At 70.9% G+C, this 15,102-nt stretch carries 13 protein-coding genes; all 13 read right to left on the bottom strand.

The window, feature by feature from the left end; translation table 11 throughout:
• Positions 1-397 precede the first annotated feature (397 nt).
• Positions 398-1,168, bottom strand: a complete 771-nt coding sequence (locus tag QUG92_RS02475; protein ID WP_182047732.1) for a fumarylacetoacetate hydrolase family protein — start codon at positions 1,166-1,168, stop codon at positions 398-400.
• A gap of 24 nt (positions 1,169-1,192) precedes the next feature.
• Positions 1,193-2,314 carry a branched-chain amino acid aminotransferase gene (locus tag QUG92_RS02470; RefSeq protein WP_289457548.1) on the bottom strand — a complete coding sequence of 374 codons (1,122 nt, stop codon included), beginning with the start codon at positions 2,312-2,314 and terminating at the stop codon, positions 1,193-1,195.
• 15 nt (positions 2,315-2,329) lie between these two features.
• Complete coding sequence (locus tag QUG92_RS02465) at positions 2,330-3,397, bottom strand: 3-isopropylmalate dehydrogenase (RefSeq protein ID WP_289457547.1); 1,068 nt, start codon at positions 3,395-3,397, stop codon at positions 2,330-2,332.
• Between the two features lie 13 nt (positions 3,398-3,410).
• Positions 3,411-5,000, bottom strand: a complete 1,590-nt coding sequence (gene serA / locus QUG92_RS02460) for a phosphoglycerate dehydrogenase (RefSeq protein ID WP_069712303.1) — start codon at positions 4,998-5,000, stop codon at positions 3,411-3,413.
• Between the two features lie 166 nt (positions 5,001-5,166).
• On the bottom strand, positions 5,167-5,547 hold the full coding sequence (locus QUG92_RS02455; protein WP_069712302.1) for a hypothetical protein: 381 nt from the start codon (positions 5,545-5,547) through the stop codon (positions 5,167-5,169).
• Positions 5,544-5,987, bottom strand: coding sequence for a hypothetical protein (locus QUG92_RS02450; protein ID WP_289457546.1), 444 nt, complete (start codon positions 5,985-5,987; stop codon positions 5,544-5,546). Before QUG92_RS02450 ends, QUG92_RS02455 begins: the two co-directional genes overlap by 4 nt.
• 52 nt (positions 5,988-6,039) lie before the next feature.
• Positions 6,040-7,230, bottom strand: a complete 1,191-nt coding sequence (locus QUG92_RS02445; RefSeq protein ID WP_182047722.1) for a mannitol-1-phosphate 5-dehydrogenase — start codon at positions 7,228-7,230, stop codon at positions 6,040-6,042.
• Between the two features lie 255 nt (positions 7,231-7,485).
• Complete coding sequence (ilvC, locus tag QUG92_RS02440; protein WP_069712298.1) at positions 7,486-8,511, bottom strand: ketol-acid reductoisomerase; 1,026 nt, start codon at positions 8,509-8,511, stop codon at positions 7,486-7,488.
• A gap of 42 nt (positions 8,512-8,553) precedes the next feature.
• Positions 8,554-9,054: an acetolactate synthase small subunit gene (gene ilvN / locus QUG92_RS02435; protein ID WP_066654921.1), complete on the bottom strand. Its 501-nt coding sequence runs from the start codon at positions 9,052-9,054 to the stop codon at positions 8,554-8,556.
• The gene (locus tag QUG92_RS02430; RefSeq protein ID WP_289457545.1) at positions 9,051-10,874 is read right to left on the bottom strand and encodes an acetolactate synthase large subunit; all 1,824 of its coding nucleotides are present in this window, start codon (positions 10,872-10,874) and stop codon (positions 9,051-9,053) included. Before QUG92_RS02430 ends, ilvN begins: the two co-directional genes overlap by 4 nt.
• Before the next feature lie 45 nt (positions 10,875-10,919).
• Positions 10,920-12,614: a dihydroxy-acid dehydratase gene (gene ilvD, locus QUG92_RS02425; protein ID WP_069712296.1), complete on the bottom strand. Its 1,695-nt coding sequence runs from the start codon at positions 12,612-12,614 to the stop codon at positions 10,920-10,922.
• A gap of 89 nt (positions 12,615-12,703) precedes the next feature.
• Complete coding sequence (gene otsB / locus QUG92_RS02420; protein ID WP_289457544.1) at positions 12,704-13,486, bottom strand: trehalose-phosphatase; 783 nt, start codon at positions 13,484-13,486, stop codon at positions 12,704-12,706.
• The gene (otsA, locus tag QUG92_RS02415; RefSeq protein ID WP_069712294.1) at positions 13,479-15,065 is read right to left on the bottom strand and encodes an alpha,alpha-trehalose-phosphate synthase (UDP-forming); all 1,587 of its coding nucleotides are present in this window, start codon (positions 15,063-15,065) and stop codon (positions 13,479-13,481) included. The genes otsB and otsA overlap by 8 nt, the downstream gene beginning before the upstream one ends.
• Positions 15,066-15,102: the final 37 nt, after the last annotated feature.

The raw sequence follows: 15,102 nt of genomic DNA, 5'->3' as shown, positions 1-15,102 counted from the left end.
AGGCAACGGGGTCAATAAATTGGCATTGACAATGTGCACGCTGTTGAGTTCTCAAGGACCAGACGCACCCCCCACTCGACTCCATCAGGAGCTCCGCTAGAGGGGCTTGGTGTCTCGACACCACGAGACCGAACCATTCGGTTCACTGTCGTGGTGGGATTCGTTGCCGAGCGGGACCCCGTCCGGACTGCATCCCCAGGTCTTCGACCCGGTGACCGTCTCGGCCGTTCCGTTCTCCGCCTCAGCGGCAACGAGTGATTACTCTACACACGGCCCGGGGACTCGGCCAACCGGTCCGACACCCGGGCGTGTCGCAACGGTTCGGTCGGCAGTGGACCGACGACGAACGGCCCGCTCCCCTGCTGGGGAACGGGCCGTTCGGCACGACTGCACGCGGTCAGTGTCGGGCGATGACCGGGTTCTTGAGCGAGCCGATCCCTTCGATGAGGACCTCGACGACCTCGCCGTCACGGATCTGCCCGACGCCGGCCGGGGTCCCGGTCAGGATGACGTCGCCCGGCAGCAGGGTCCAGATCGAGGACACGAACTCGACGAGCGTCGGGATGTCGTGCACCATCTCGCTCGTCGACGCTGCCTGGCGGAGTTCGCCGTCGACGCGGGTCTCGAGTCGGATGTCCGACGGGTCGATCTCGGTCTCGATGACCGGGCCGAGCGGGCAGAACGTGTCGAAGCCCTTCGCCCGGGTCCACTGCCCGTCGCGGGCCTGCAGGTCGCGGGCCGTCACGTCGTTCGCGATCGTGTACCCGAGGACGACGCTGGCGAAGTCCTCCCGGCGCACGTTCTTGGCGAGCGACCCGATCACGATGGCGAGTTCGCCCTCGTGGTCGACGCGGCCGACGTCGGCCGGGAGGCGGACGGGTTCGTCCGGGCCGATCACCGAGGTGTTCGGCTTGAGGAACACGACCGGGTCGTCACCGGAGCGCTCGTCCATCTCCGACGCGTGCTCGGCGTAGTTGAGCCCCACGCCGATCACCTTCGACCGCGGGATCACCGGCGCGAGGAGCTTGGCGTCGGCGAGCGGCACCCGCTCCCCCGTCGTCTCGAACCCCTGGTACATCGGGTCCCCCGCGAGCACGACCAGGTCGCGCTCGTCGAGGATGCCGTACCGCGGGTCTTCACCCGTGCTGCTGAACCGTGCGATCTTCACCGTTCGACCCTACCGATCCCGCGCTCAGGCCGGGTCGGTCAGCTGCGTCATCCACCCGTGCGGGTCGGGACGGCGGCCGTACTGGATGTCGGTGAGTTCCTCGCGGAGGGACATCGTGAGCTCCCCGGCGCCGGCGGTCGGCAGGGTGATGGTGAACCCCTCGCCGCGCAGCTCGGCGATCGGCGTGACGACCGCGGCCGTCCCGCACGCGAACGCCTCGGTGATCGATCCGTCGGCCACGCCGTCACGCCACTCGTCGAGCGTGACGCGGCGGCGCTCGACCCGGAGCCCGCGGTCCTCGGCGAGCTGGAGGATCGAGTCGCGGGTGATGCCCTCGAGGATCGACTCGGAGTCGGGGGTGACGAGCGTGCCGTCGGCCTTGACGAGCACGACGTTCATGCCGCCGAGCTCCTCGAGGTACCGGCCCTCCTCGGAGTCGAGGAACATGACCTGCTGGCAGCCCTGCTCGTACGCCTCCTGCTGCGGGAGCAGCGACGCGGCGTAGTTGCCGCCGGTCTTCGCCGCACCGGTCCCACCACGGGCGGCACGGGCGTAGTGGGTCGACAGCCAGATCGACACGGGCTGCGGACCCGACGTGAAGTACGCGCCCGCCGGGCTCGCGATGCAGTGGTACGCGACCGCCTGCGCCGCGCGCACGCCGAGGAAGGACTCGGTCGCGATCATGAACGGGCGGAGGTAGAGGCTCGTCTCGGGCGCCGACGGCACCCAGTCGACGTCGGTCCGCACGAGCTGCCGGATCGACTCGACGAAGACCTCGACCGGGAGCTCGGGCAGCGCGAGCCGGCGCGCCGAGCGCTGGAAGCGACGGGCGTTGGCGTCCGGACGGAAGGACCAGACCGAGCCGTCGGCGTGCCGGTAGGCCTTCAGTCCCTCGAAGATCTCCTGCGCGTAGTGGAACACGCTCGCGCTCGGGTCGAGCGAGAGCGGTCCGTAGGCGTGGACCGCGGCGTCGTGCCAGCCCCCGTCGAGCGTCCACTCGACCGTGGCCATGTGGTCGGTGAAGTGCTTGCCGAAGCCGGGGTCGGCGAGGATCTCCTCGCGCTCGGCGGCCGCACGGCGCTCGGGCGACGGGGTGGACGCGAACTCGAGGGCGAAGTCGCCAGTGCTCGCAGTGTCGTTGCTCATCGGGGAAGGCTCCTGTCAGGCGGTGGTGGTGCGTGCTGCGGCCGCGGCGGCGATCGCGTCGCCGACCTCGGCCGTGCTGCGCGGCGTGGTGCCCCGGCTCGCGAGGTCCGCCTCGACCGCCTGCGTCACGGCCGCCGCCAGGTCCGCACGACCGAGGTGGTCGAGCAGCAGGGCGACGGACAGGACGGCTGCGGTCGGGTCGGCGACCTGCTGGCCCGCGATGTCCGGCGCGGAACCGTGCACCGGCTCGAACATGCTGGGGAAGGTGCCGTCGGGGTTGATGTTCCCCGACGCCGCCAGACCGATGCCGCCGCTGATCGCGCCGGCGAGGTCGGTGATGATGTCGCCGAAGAGGTTGTCGGTGACGATGACGTCGAACCGTCCGGGCTCGCGCACCATGTGGATGGTGACCGCGTCGACGTGCTGGTAGTCGACGGTGACGTCCGGGTGCTCCTCGGCGACCGCCGCGACGGTCCGCTGCCAGAGGGCGCCGGCGTTGACCAGGACGTTGCTCTTGTGCACCAGCGTGAGGTGCTTCCGGGGACGACGCGACGCGAGGTCGAACGCGTACCGCACGACCCGCTCCACGCCGTGCGCCGTGTTGATCGACACCTCGGTCGCGATCTCGTGCGGGGTGCCCACCCGGATCGCGCCGCCGTTGCCGACGTACGGGCCCTCCGTGCCCTCCCGGACGACGACGAAGTCGACCTCGCCCGGGTCCGCGAGGGGGCTCGCCACCGACGAGTACACCGTCGTCGGCCGGAGGTTCACGTAGTGGTCGAACGCGAAGCGCAGCTTCAGCAGGAGCCCGCGCTCGATGATCCCGCCGGCGAGCCGGGGGTCGCGCGGGTCACCGCCGACGGCGCCGAGCAGGATGGCGTCGTGCTCGGCGACGGCCGCCATGTCGTCGTCGGTGAGGATGTCCCCGGTCTCCAGGTACCGCGCGGCACCGAGCGAGAACGCGGTCTCCTCGACGACGAGGTCCGCCGGGAGGACCGCGTGCAGCACCTTGAGCGCCTCGTCCACGACCTCCGGGCCGATGCCGTCGCCGCGGATCACCGCGAGCTTGATCGTCTGCGCCACGTCCGTCACTCCCCTACAGCGTGATGTCGATCTCGCGGAGCGAGGTCGCGTCGATGGTGGAGCGGACGTGCTCGAGGATCTCGGCGGGCACGGGCGAGTCGACCGTCAGGACGCTGAGCGCCTGGCCGCCGGCCTCACGCCGCGAGATCTGCATGGCGGCGATGTTGATGCCGGCCTCGCCGAACTCCTTGCCGTAGACCGCCACGATGCCGGGGCGGTCGGTGTAGACCATCACGACGTGGTGCGCGTCGAGGGCGACCTCGACGTCGTGGCCGTTGATCTCGACGAGCTTCTCGACCTGCTTCGCGCCGGTGAGCGTGCCGGACACGCTGATCGCCGGACCGTCGGACTGTGCACCGCGGATGGTGAGCAGGTTGCGGTACTCGGGGCTCTCCCCGTCGGTGATGAGCCGGACGGTCACCCCGCGCTGCTCGGCGATGAGCGGCGCGTTGACGTAGGACACCTGGTCGCTGACGACGTCGGTGAACACGCCCTTGAGCGCCGCGAGCTTCAGGACGCTGACGTCGTACTGCGCGAGCTCGCCGTGCACCTCGACGTCGATGCTCGTGACCGGGGAGGTCGCGAGCCCGGTGAAGACCTGGCCGAGCTTCTCCATGAGCGGGATGCCCGGGCGGACGTACGGGTCGATGACGCCGCCCGCGACGTTGACGGCGTCCGGCACGAGCTCGCCGCCGAGGGCGAGCCGGACCGACTTCGCGACCGAGACGCCGGCCTTCTCCTGCGCCTCGTCCGTCGAGGCGCCGAGGTGCGGCGTCACGACGACGTTCGGCAGCGCCACCAGGGGCGAGTCCTTCGGCGGCTCGGACACGAAGACGTCGAGGCCGGCACCGGCGATCGCACCCGAGGTGAGCGCACGGTGCAGCGCGTCCTCGTCGATCAGGCCGCCACGGGCGACGTTCACGACGAACGCGGTCGGCTTCATCAGCGCGAACTGCTCGTCGGAGATCATGCCCACCGTCTCCGGCGTCTTCGGCATGTGGATGGTGGTGAAGTCCGCTCGGCGGAGGAGGTCCTCGAGCGAGACGAGCTCGACGCCGAGCTGCTGCGCGCGAGCGGTGGTGACGTACGGGTCGTACGCGATGACCGAGACCCCGAAGGCCTGCAGCCGCTGCGTGATGAGCGCGCCGATCCGGCCGAGGCCGATGATGCCGACGGTCTTCTCGTACAGCTCGACGCCCGTGTAGGACGACCGCTTCCAGGCACCGGCGGCGAGCGACGCGTGCGCGGCCGGGATGTGCCGTGCGAGCGAGAGGATGTGCCCGACGGTGAGCTCGGCGGCGGAGATGATGTTCGACGTCGGCGCGTTCACGACCATGACGCCGGCGGTCGTGGCCGCCTTGATGTCGACGTTGTCGAGACCGACTCCCGCACGGGCGACGACCTTGAGCTGCGGCGCAGCGGCGATCGCCTCGGCGTCGATCCTGGTGGCGGAACGCACCAGCACGGCGTGCGCGTCGGCGAGGGAGGCCAGGAGGGCGGGTCGGTCGGTGCCGTCCACGTTCCGGATCTCGAAGTCGGGCCCGAGGGCGTCGACGGTGGCGGGCGAGAGTTCTTCGGCGATCAGGACGACCGGCTTCGGCACAGCTGCTGTTCCTCACACGAGACGGGCGGTGTCCGACCATCGTATCGACGCGACGGGACCGTTACGACCGCACCGTCGGTCCCGCACGGGACCACACGACGGACGGGAGGCGCGGTGCCCGCTGGCACCGCGCCTCCCGTCCGTCGGTCCGTCCGGTGTGGTCGCGTCAGAAGTCGAGCAGACGCGGGACGAAGAGCTGCAGGTCCAGCCACAGCGCGCCCGCCGCCGCGAACGCGACCACGAAGATGCCGACGGTCACCGCGAGCCGCGACCGCCGCGTCGCCCAGAGGGCGATCGCGAAGGCGACCGGTGCGATGGCGATGTCGAGGACGAGCCAGACCCACGGCGTGCTGCGCTGCAGCGAGTCGCCGCCGGAGGTCGTCTCGAGGAAGGTGTTGAACGCGCGCACCGACTGCGAGACGGTGACGAGGTTCCCGACGCTCTGCACCGTCATGTAGGTGAACAGCGCACCGAAGACGACCCAGACGACGACCCGGCCGACCAGCGGCGACGGGGTCCGGCGTGCGGCCGGCGTCGCGGCGGTCACCCGAAGCTCCTCGTCATGAGGAACGGCCAGGGGAAGAGCACGAGGGCGCCGAGCAGCATCCAGAGCAGACGGGTGCGGGTGCGGCGGCCGCGGCCGGCCCACAGCACGACCGAGAACCAGAGCGCGGGCGCGACGATCGCGAGGAAGCGCAGCACCTCGACGAAGACCGTGAGCACGGTGTCGACGTCGGCGACGTACGCGGTGGAGGCGGTGAGGAGCCAGGCCACCGTGTACAGGAGGTAGAGGCCGCCGAACACCCCGAAGCCGACGAGGGCACCCGAGGTCTCCGGCGTCTCGGGGTCGCGGCCGCCGCGCTCGCGGACGGCGACCGGGTTGTGGGCCGCGTCGACGTGGGTCGCGTCGTCGGCGTCGCCCCAGGCGAGGGCTTCCTCGTCGTCGTGGTCGACGGACCCGTCCGGTGGGGATGCTGCCGTGGTCATGCCGTCGATTCTACGAGGGACCCGCGACGGCGGGCACCACTGCCGGCGTCCGTCAGACGTCGGCCGCCTGCGTCTCGAGCACCTCGGCGACCACGTCGCGGACCGCCGGGAACAGCGGGTGGCTCTCCATGAGGCCGGTCAGGATCTCGGTCAGCGCGTGCGCGGTGGCTCCGGAGCGCAGCAGCGCGTGCAGCTCGATCGACTCGGGGTCGTTCTCGTCGTCGAAGGCCAGGGCGACCCGCACGGCACCGAGCAGGTGCTCGACCGGCATGCCCCGTTCGGCGAGCTGCGACGCCGGACCGATGAAGCGCTCGCGGCGACCGAGCTTCCGCAGCGGGTTGCGGCCGACCCGCACGGTCGTGTCGGGCAGCAGCGGGTTCGCGATGCGGGTCAGGTTCGCCGCGACGTAGCGGGCGTGCTCGGCCGGGTCGAAGCCGTGCTTGGCGACGAGGAGCGCGGTGGTCTCGGCCAGGACGCCGTCGACCTCGGCGCGGACCTCGCGGTCCTCCAGGGCCTCGCGGATGAGCCGGATCCCTCGGACCGTGCCGTGGTAGGCGGCGGTCGCGTGCGCGGTGTTCACCGTGTAGAGCTTGCGCTCGACGAACGGCTGCAGGTCGTCGACCCAGGTCACGCCGTCGATCTGCGGCGGCTCGGCGTCGGAGTCCGCGAACGGCGTGCGCTCGATGACCCACTCGTAGAAGGGCTCGAGCACGACGTCGAGCCCGCCGGACTGACCGAGCACCCCGGACTGGTCCGGCACGATGCGGTCGATCGCGCAGTTCGCGAAGACCGCCGCGACGTCGCGGTCCTCGAGGATCGGTGCGCGACGGATGCTCGCGTGGAGCGAGTCGGTCGCGTTGAAGGCGTTCTCGCAGGCGACGATCGTGACGTCGCCGCGGTCGAGCGGACGGGCGGCGAGGCCCTCGGCGATGACCGGGGCGACGAGCGGGAGGGTCCGCGCACCGACCGCCGTCGTGACGACGTCCGCCTCGGCGATGGCCTGGACGACGCGTTCGCGGTCGGTCTTGCTGCTCAGGGCGTGGAACCCGTGCACCAGGTGCTCGACGGGCTGCTCGCCGACCTCGTGCACGACGAAGCGACCGGCTTCCTCGAGCGCCGAGACCACGCGGTCGTCGACGTCGACGAAGGTGAGCTCGTAGCCGCTCGCGACCAGGAACTGCCCCACGAACCCGCGCCCGATCTTGCCGGCGCCGATGTGGACCGCTCGCTTCGTCACCGCCATCCGACGATCCTCCCACGACGGAGGACCCGGTCGTGACCACTGCTCGTCATCCCCGCGGTGGGGGTGACGGCACGGGACGCCGGGCCCGCGAGGATCGGTGCGACGGGTGCGGTGGGGACGCGTGCGGGGACGCCGGAGTCGGGCCGGGCGTCGGCGCTGGAGCAGGAGGGGTACAGGTGCATGTCGTTCGGGTCACATCGCGAGGCGGCGGTGCGTCCGCACCGCCGCCTCGTCGTCGAGTGGTCGTTGCGCAGACTACCGCGCGGCCGAGCCGTCCACGTAGTCGGCGTCGTTCGACTTCCACGCGAACAGCGCGCGGAGCTCGCGACCGGTGGCCTCGATCGGGTGGCCCTCGCCCTTCGCGCGGAGCTCCTTGAACTCCGGGGCGCCGGCGTCCTGGTCCTCGATGAAGCGCTTCGCGAAGGTGCCGTCCTGGATGTCGGACAGGACCGCCTTCATGTTCTCCTTGACCTCGGGCGAGATCACGCGCGGGCCGGAGACGTAGTCACCGAACTCGGCGGTGTCGGAGATCGACCAGCGCTGCTTCGTGAGGCCGCCCTCCCAGATGAGGTCGACGATGAGCTTGAGCTCGTGCAGGACCTCGAAGTAGGCGATCTGCGGCTGGTAGCCCGCCTCGACGAGGGTCTCGAAGCCGTACTGGATCAGCTGCGAGGTGCCACCGCAGAGGACGGCCTGCTCGCCGAACAGGTCGGTCTCGGTCTCCTCGGTGAAGGTCGTCTTGATGCCGCCGGAGCGCAGGCCGCCGATGGCCTTCGAGTACGACCACGCGAGGTCCCAGGCGCTGCCGGAGGCGTCGACCTCGACCGCGACGATGACGGGGACGCCGCGGCCGGCCTCGTACTCGCGACGGACGGTGTGGCCGGGGCCCTTCGGCGCGACGAGCGACACGTCGACGCCCTCGGGCGCCTGGATGTAGCCGTAGCGGATGTTGAAGCCGTGGCCGAAGACGAGCGTCGCGCCCGGCTTGAGGTTCGGCTCGATGTCGTCCTTGTAGACGATCCGCTGCACCTGGTCCGGCGCGAGGATGACGACGACGTCGGCCCACGCGGTGGCGTCGGCCGGGGTGTGCACCTCGAAGCCTGCCTCTTCCGCCTTCTGACGGCTCTTCGAGCCCTCCTGGAGGCCGATCTTGACCTCGACGCCGGAGTCGCGGAGGTTGAGGGCGTGGGCGTGGCCCTGCGAGCCGTAGCCGATGACGGCGACCTTCTTGCCCTGGATGAGCGTCAGGTCGGCGTCGGCGTCGTACACGATGTCAGTCACGAGGGTGTGTCTCCTTGGTTCCGGTGGTTGTCTGGGGCGTGCTCAGCGCACGCGGTCGGTGATGCTCTTGGGTCCGCGGCCCATGCCGAGCAGGCCCGCACGGGCGAGCTCCTTGACGCCGTAGGGCTCGAGCACCCGGAGGATCGCCTGGATCTTGCCCGGGTCGCCCGTCACCTCGACGATGAGCGAGTCGGTCGCCACGTCGACGACCTGCGCACGGAAGAGGTTCACGGCCTCGAGCACGGCCGAGCGGGTCTGGTTGTCGACGCGGACCTTCACGAGCATGTGCTCGCGCTGCACGGACTGCGAGAAGTCGAGCTCGACGATCTTGATCACGTTGACGAGCTTGTTGAGCTGCTTCGTCACCTGCTCCAACGGCAGGTCCTCGACGTCGACGACGACCGTGATCCGGGACAGGCCCTCGACCTCGGTGCCGCCGACGGCGAGCGACTCGATGTTGAAGCCGCGACGGGCGAACAGTCCGGCGACGCGCGTCAGCAGACCCGGCTTGTCCTCGACGAGCAGGGAGAGGACGTGGCTCATGCGGGGTCTCCGGTCATGTCGGCGTCCTCGACGTCCCAGCTGGGCGCGTGGTCGCGGGCGTACTCGATCGAGGAGTTGCCGACCCCCTGCGGGACCATCGGCCACACCATCGAGTCGCGGCTCACGACGAAGTCGATCACCACGGGGCGGTCGTTCGTCTCGAGGGCGAGCGTGATCGCGTCGTCGACCTGGTCGGCGCGCTCGACGCGGATGCCGAGGGCACCGTACGCGTCGGCGAGCTTCACGAAGTCCGGCACGCGACGGCTCTGGTGCCCCGTCTCGAGGTCGGTGAACGAGTGGCGGCCGTCGTAGAACAGGGTCTGCCACTGCCGCACCATGCCGAGCGACGAGTTGTTGATGATCGCGACCTTGATCGGGATGTCGTTGATGACGCAGGTCGCGAGCTCCTGGTTCGTCATCTGGAAGCAGCCGTCGCCGTCGATCGCCCACACCACGCGGTCCGGCTGGGCGACCTTCGCGCCCATCGCCGCGGGCACCGAGTAGCCCATGGTCCCGGCGCCGCCGGAGTTGAGCCACGCGTTCGGCCGCTCGTACCGGATGAACTGCGCGGACCACATCTGGTGCTGGCCGACGCCCGAGGCGTAGACGCCCTCGGGACCGGTCAGTTCCCCGATGCGGCGGATGATCGCCTGCGGCGCGAGCAGCCCGTCGGTCGGCTCCGCGTACCCGAGCGGGAAGTCCTCGCGGAGCTGGTCGAGCTTCGCCCACCAGGCGCTCGTGTCGGCGCGCTGGTCCGCCGGCACGTCGTCCCAGGCCTCGAGCAGGTCGACGAGGACCTCGCGGGCGTCGCCCACGATCGGGACGTCGGCGTAGCGGATCTTCGAGATCTCCGCGGGGTCGATGTCCACGTGCACGACCTTGGCACCGGGCGCGAACTCGTCGGCCTTGCCGGTCACCCGGTCGTCGAACCGGGCACCGAGGGCGATGATGAGGTCGCTGTCCTGCAGCCCGAGGACCGCGGGCACCGTGCCGTGCATGCCCGGCATGCCGAGGTGCTGCTGGTGCGAGTCGGGGAAGGCCCCGCGCGCCATCAGGGTCGTGACCACCGGGGCCCCGGTGGCCTCGGCGAAGCGCAGGAGCTCGGCGGACGCGCCGGAGCGGACCACGCCGCCGCCGACGTACAGCACCGGACGCTCGGCGTCCGCCAGCAGCTGTGCCGCCGCGGTGATCTGCTTGCCGTGCGCCTTCGTGACCGGCCGGTAGCCGGGCAGGTCGATCTTCGGCGGCCAGACGTAGGGCGCCGACTTCTGCTGGGCGTCCTTCGTGATGTCGACGAGCACCGGACCCGGACGCCCCGTCGTCGCGATCTGGTGGGCGGCCGCGAGGGTCGCCGGGATGTCGGCCGGGTCGGTCACGAGGAACGAGTGCTTCGTGATCGGCATCGTGATGCCGACGATGTCGGCCTCCTGGAAGGCGTCCGTCCCCATCAGGGTCGAGAACACCTGCCCGGTGATGGCGATGAACGGCACCGAGTCCATGTACGCGTCGGCGATCGCGGTGACGAGGTTCGTCGCCCCCGGACCGGACGTGGCGATGGCGACGCCGACCTTGCCGGACGACGAGGCGTAGCCCTCGGCGGCGTGGCCGGCGCCCTGCTCGTGGCGCACGAGGACGTGGCGGATGGTCGTGGACGCCATGAGCTCGTCGTAGAACGGGATGATGGCGCCGCCGGGCAGGCCGAAGACGTCGGTGATCCCGAGGTGCTCGAGCGTCCGGAGGACGGCTCCCGAGCCGGTCAGGATCTCCGGCGACCGGCGTGCACCGGCGGCCGCGGACAGCGGAGTGGCTTCCGTGGGCATGAGGTGTTCCTTGCCTGGAGGGATGGCGGTTCGAACGTGTCGACGCTAGCCCGTGACCGCGCCCTTGGCGGCGGACTGGACGAGCTTCGCGAACTTCGCGAGGACTCCGCGGGTGTAGCGCGGGGGCAGCGGGGCCCAGCCTGCTCGGCGGGCCTCCAGCTCGGCGTCGTCGACCAGTAGGTCGAGCGAGCGAGCCGCGATGTCGACACGGATGCGGTCGCCATCGCGCACGAATGCCACTGGACCTGCGTCCACGGCTTCCGGTGCGATGTGGCCGATGCACAGGCCGGTTGTGCCGCCTGAGAATCGCCCGTCCGTCAAGAGTAGTACATCCTTGCCGAGGCCCGCGCCCTTGATGGCCGCCGTGATGGCGAGCATCTCGCGCATGCCGGGGCCGCCCTTCGGACCCTCGTAGCGGATGACCACCACGTCGCCCTTCTGGATCTGACCCTCGGTGAGGGCGTCCATGGCGGCACGCTCGCGGTCGAACACCCGCGCCGGACCCTCGAACACGGCGGCGTCGAAGCCGGCGGTCTTCACGACGGCACCGTCCGGCGCGAAGGAGCCCTTGAGGATCGTCAGCCCACCGGTCTCGTGGATCGGGTTGTCGAGCTTCCGGAAGACCTCGCCGTCGAGCTCCGGCGGGTCGATCTCGGCCAGGTTCTCGGCGAGGGTCTTGCCGGTGACGGTCATCACGTCGCCGTGCAGCAGGCCGGCCTCGAGCAGCGCCTTCATGATCACCGGGATGCCGCCGTTGCGGTCGACGTCGACCATGACGTACTTGCCGAACGGCTTCATGTCGGCCAGGTGCGGCACCTTCGAGCCGATCCGGTTGAAGTCGTCGAGGCTCAGCTCGACCTCGGCCTCGTGCGCGATCGCGAGGAGGTGCAGGACGACGTTGGTCGAGCCTCCGAGCGCCATCGCGACGGCGATGGCGTTCTCGAACGCCTCCTTCGTCAGGATCTGCCGGGCGGTGAGGCCGAGACGCAGCATGTTCACCACGGCCTCGCCGGAGCGGCGCGCGTAGTAGTCACGACGACGGTCTGCGCTCGGCGGGGCGGCGGAGCCCGGCAGCGACATGCCGAGGGCCTCGGCGACGCTCGCCATGGTGTTCGCCGTGTACATCCCGCCGCAGGCGCCCTCGCCCGGGACGATCGCGCACTCGATCTCCTTGAGCTCGGCCTCGGTCATCGTGCCGGCCTTGCACGCCCCGACGCCCTCGAAGGAGTCGATGATCGTGACCTCCTTGAAGGAGCCGTCGGCCTGCTTCACGTAGCCCGGCATGACCGACCCCGCGTAGAGGAAGACGCTCGCGAGGTCGAGGCGCGCCGCGGCCATGAGCATGCCCGGCAGCGACTTGTCGCAGCCGGCGAGCAGGACGGTGCCGTCCAGGCGCTCGGCGTTCACGACGGTCTCGACGCTGTCGGCGATGACCTCGCGCGAGACCAGCGAGAAGTGCATGCCCTCGTGGCCCATCGAGATGCCGTCGGAGACGGAGATGGTGCCGAACTGCAGCGGGTACCCGCCGCCGGAGTGCACGCCCTCCTTCGCGCCCTGCGCGAGGCGGTCGAGCGAGAGGTTGCAGGGGGTGATCTCGTTCCAGGAGGACGCGATCCCGATCTGCGGCTTGTCCCAGTCTGCGTCGCCCATGCCGACGGCCCGGAGCATGCCACGCGAGGTGGTCGCTTCGATCCCGTCGGTGACGACCCGGCTGCGCGGCTTCACGTCGATGTCAGGCATGGAGGCAGTCTAGGACCAGTTGGGATACCAGCCGTGCACCCCCGCGCTCCGCGCGCTCCCGCTCGGACGGGAGGCGCGGGGCCGGGTCGTCAGCGCGTGGCGCGCAGACGCGCGAGCTGCTTCAGGACGTCGGTGAGGGCCGCCGGGTCCGCGACGCGGTGACCGGCGAGCGTGTCGCCCTCCCCCACCTTCACGCCGACGTCGCCGTCGCGGAGCACGCGGAAGGCGTCCTCGTCCGTCACGTCGTCGCCGGCGAAGAACACCGCGTCCGCACCGCGGAGCTCGCGGAGTCGGTCGACGGCGTCGCCCTTCGTGACGTGCCGCACGGCGAACTCGAGGATGTCCTTGCCGCCGCGTTCGAGCACGTCGGGGTCGGCCTCGTGCGCCGCCGCGTGTGCGGCCGCGTTCGCCGCAGCCGCGTCCTCCGGGCTCGCCCGGCGGGTGTGGACGCCGTGCCCGGCGGGCTTGTGCTCGATCACCACGTCGGGGAAGCGGGTGCCGACCTCGTCCAGCGCGGCGCCGACACGGGCGACCCGGGCGAGCTCCTCCTCGCTCAGGGCGGCTTCGTCGTGGCCGTCGACGCGCCACTCGACGCCGTGCGAGCCGACGAGCGCCATCCCGTCGGGCGCGTACGACACCCGGGCGAGGCCCTCGAGCGGTCGGCCGGAGACCAGGACGACCTCGGTGTCGGCGGCGCGCTGCAGCGTGAGGACGGCCGCCCACGAGCCCGGGAGCGCGCCGACCTGCGCGGGGTCGTCGGCGAAGGGGGCGAGCGTGCCGTCGAAGTCGAGGGCGACGAGCAGTCGCGGCGCAGCCGCGAGCGTCTCGAGGGCCGCCGTCAGGACGGCCGGGTCGGTGGAGACCTCAGGCACCCCGTGCCTCCCGGGTGTCCTCGGCGGCGCGCGCCTTCTGTGCGTCCTGGTCGAAGATCGACATGCCGTCGTCCTCCGCCTCGCGGTGCCGCTCGCCGCCGTCGTCGGACGGGTCGATCCTCGACCCGCGCGGGGCGTGCCGGTCGAGCGCCTCGAGGAACGAGCGGGACCAGCGGGCCACGTCGTTGTCGCGGACGCGCTTCCGGAGCGCCCGCATGCGCGTGGAGCGCTCGCGCCGGGGCATCTCGATCGCGCGCTGGATCGAGTCCTTCAGCGCACCGATGTCGTGCGGGTTGACGATGACGGCCTGCTTGAGCTCGTCGGCGGCGCCGGCGAACTCGGACAGGATCAGGACGCCGTCGTTGTCGAAGCGGGCGGCGACGTACTCCTTCGCGACGAGGTTCATGCCGTCGCGGAGGGCGGTGACGAGCATGATGTCGGCGGCCAGGTAGAGCGCGACCATCTCCTCGCGCGGGTACCCGTGGTGCAGGTACGCGATCGGCTGGTGGCCGATGACGCCGAGGTCGCCGTTGATCCGGCCGACCGTCAGCTCGATCTCGTCGCGGAGCGCCGCGTAGGTGTCGACGCGCTCGCGGCTCGGGCTCGCGACCTGCACGAGTGTGGCGTCCTCCACCGCGATGCGGCCGTCCTCGACGAGCTCGCCGAACGCCTTGATGCGATGACGGATGCCCTTCGTGTAGTCGAGGCGGTCGACCCCGAGGAGCACGGTCGTCGGGTTGCCGAGGCTCTCGCGGATCTCGCGCGCCCGGGCCTGCACCTCGGGGCGGTGGGCGATCTCCTCGAAGCTCTCGGCGTCGATCGAGATCGGGAAGTGGCGCGCCTCGACGTGCCGGACCGTGATGCCCTTGCGGCTGCGCGGTGCGGCCGGGTCGTCGACCGGCACGTCGATCGTCGAGCCCTTGGTCGTGTAGCCCTTGATGTGCCGCACGGCGCGGAGGAAGTCGGCCGCGTCGTCCTGGCGCTGGAAGCCGATGACGTCGGCGCCGAGCAGACCGTCGAGGATCTGTGCACGCCACGGCAGCTGGGCGTAGATGCCGACGGGCGGGAACGGGATGTGGTTGAAGAAGCCGATCGTCAGGTCCGGCCGCTTCGCGCGGAGCAGTGCCGGGAGGAGCTGCAGCTGGTAGTCCTGCACCCAGACGACGCCGTCCTGCTCGACGATCTCGGCGATCTGCGTGGCGAACCGCTCGTTGACCCGCTTGTAGGCGTTCCACCAGTCGCGGTGGTAGCTCGGGTGCTCGATGACGTCGTGGTACAGCGGCCAGAGTGTGTCGTTGCTGAAGCCCTCGTAGTACTCCTCGACGTCGTCGGCGCTCAGCGGCACCGGCACGATGTGGATGCCCTCGTTGTCGAACGGGGCGACCTCGACGTCGGGCTGGCCGACCCAGCCGACCCACGCGCCGTCGTTGGCGCGCATGACCGGCTCGAGGGCCGTCACGAGCCCGCCGGGCGAGTGCCGCCACCCCTCGTTGCCGTCCTCGTCGACGACGCGGTCCACGGGGAGGCGGTTCGAGGCGACGACGAAGGCGTACCGGTCGGGGTCGGTGTCTGCTGCCATGGGGTGGTGGGGTCTCCGTTCCCCCCGGCTCGAGCGC

This window comes from Curtobacterium citri (assembly GCF_030362955.1).
Lineage (GTDB): Bacteria > Actinomycetota > Actinomycetes > Actinomycetales > Microbacteriaceae > Curtobacterium > Curtobacterium citri.
The sequence above is the reverse complement of the archived record's forward strand: the minus strand, read 5'-3'. Positions and strand labels throughout refer to the sequence as shown.

Coding starts and splice junctions, on each gene's coding strand:
- QUG92_RS02470 (WP_289457548.1), bottom strand. CDS start 2,314: ATGAGCAACGACACTGCGAGCACTGGCGACTTCGCCCTCGAGTTCGCG.
- QUG92_RS02450 (WP_289457546.1), bottom strand. CDS start 5,987: ATGACCACGGCAGCATCCCCACCGGACGGGTCCGTCGACCACGACGAC.
- QUG92_RS02445 (WP_182047722.1), bottom strand. CDS start 7,230: ATGGCGGTGACGAAGCGAGCGGTCCACATCGGCGCCGGCAAGATCGGG.
- ilvN (WP_066654921.1), bottom strand. CDS start 9,054: ATGAGCCACGTCCTCTCCCTGCTCGTCGAGGACAAGCCGGGTCTGCTG.
- QUG92_RS02430 (WP_289457545.1), bottom strand. CDS start 10,874: ATGCCCACGGAAGCCACTCCGCTGTCCGCGGCCGCCGGTGCACGCCGG.
- ilvD (WP_069712296.1), bottom strand. CDS start 12,614: ATGCCTGACATCGACGTGAAGCCGCGCAGCCGGGTCGTCACCGACGGG.
- otsA (WP_069712294.1), bottom strand. CDS start 15,065: ATGGCAGCAGACACCGACCCCGACCGGTACGCCTTCGTCGTCGCCTCG.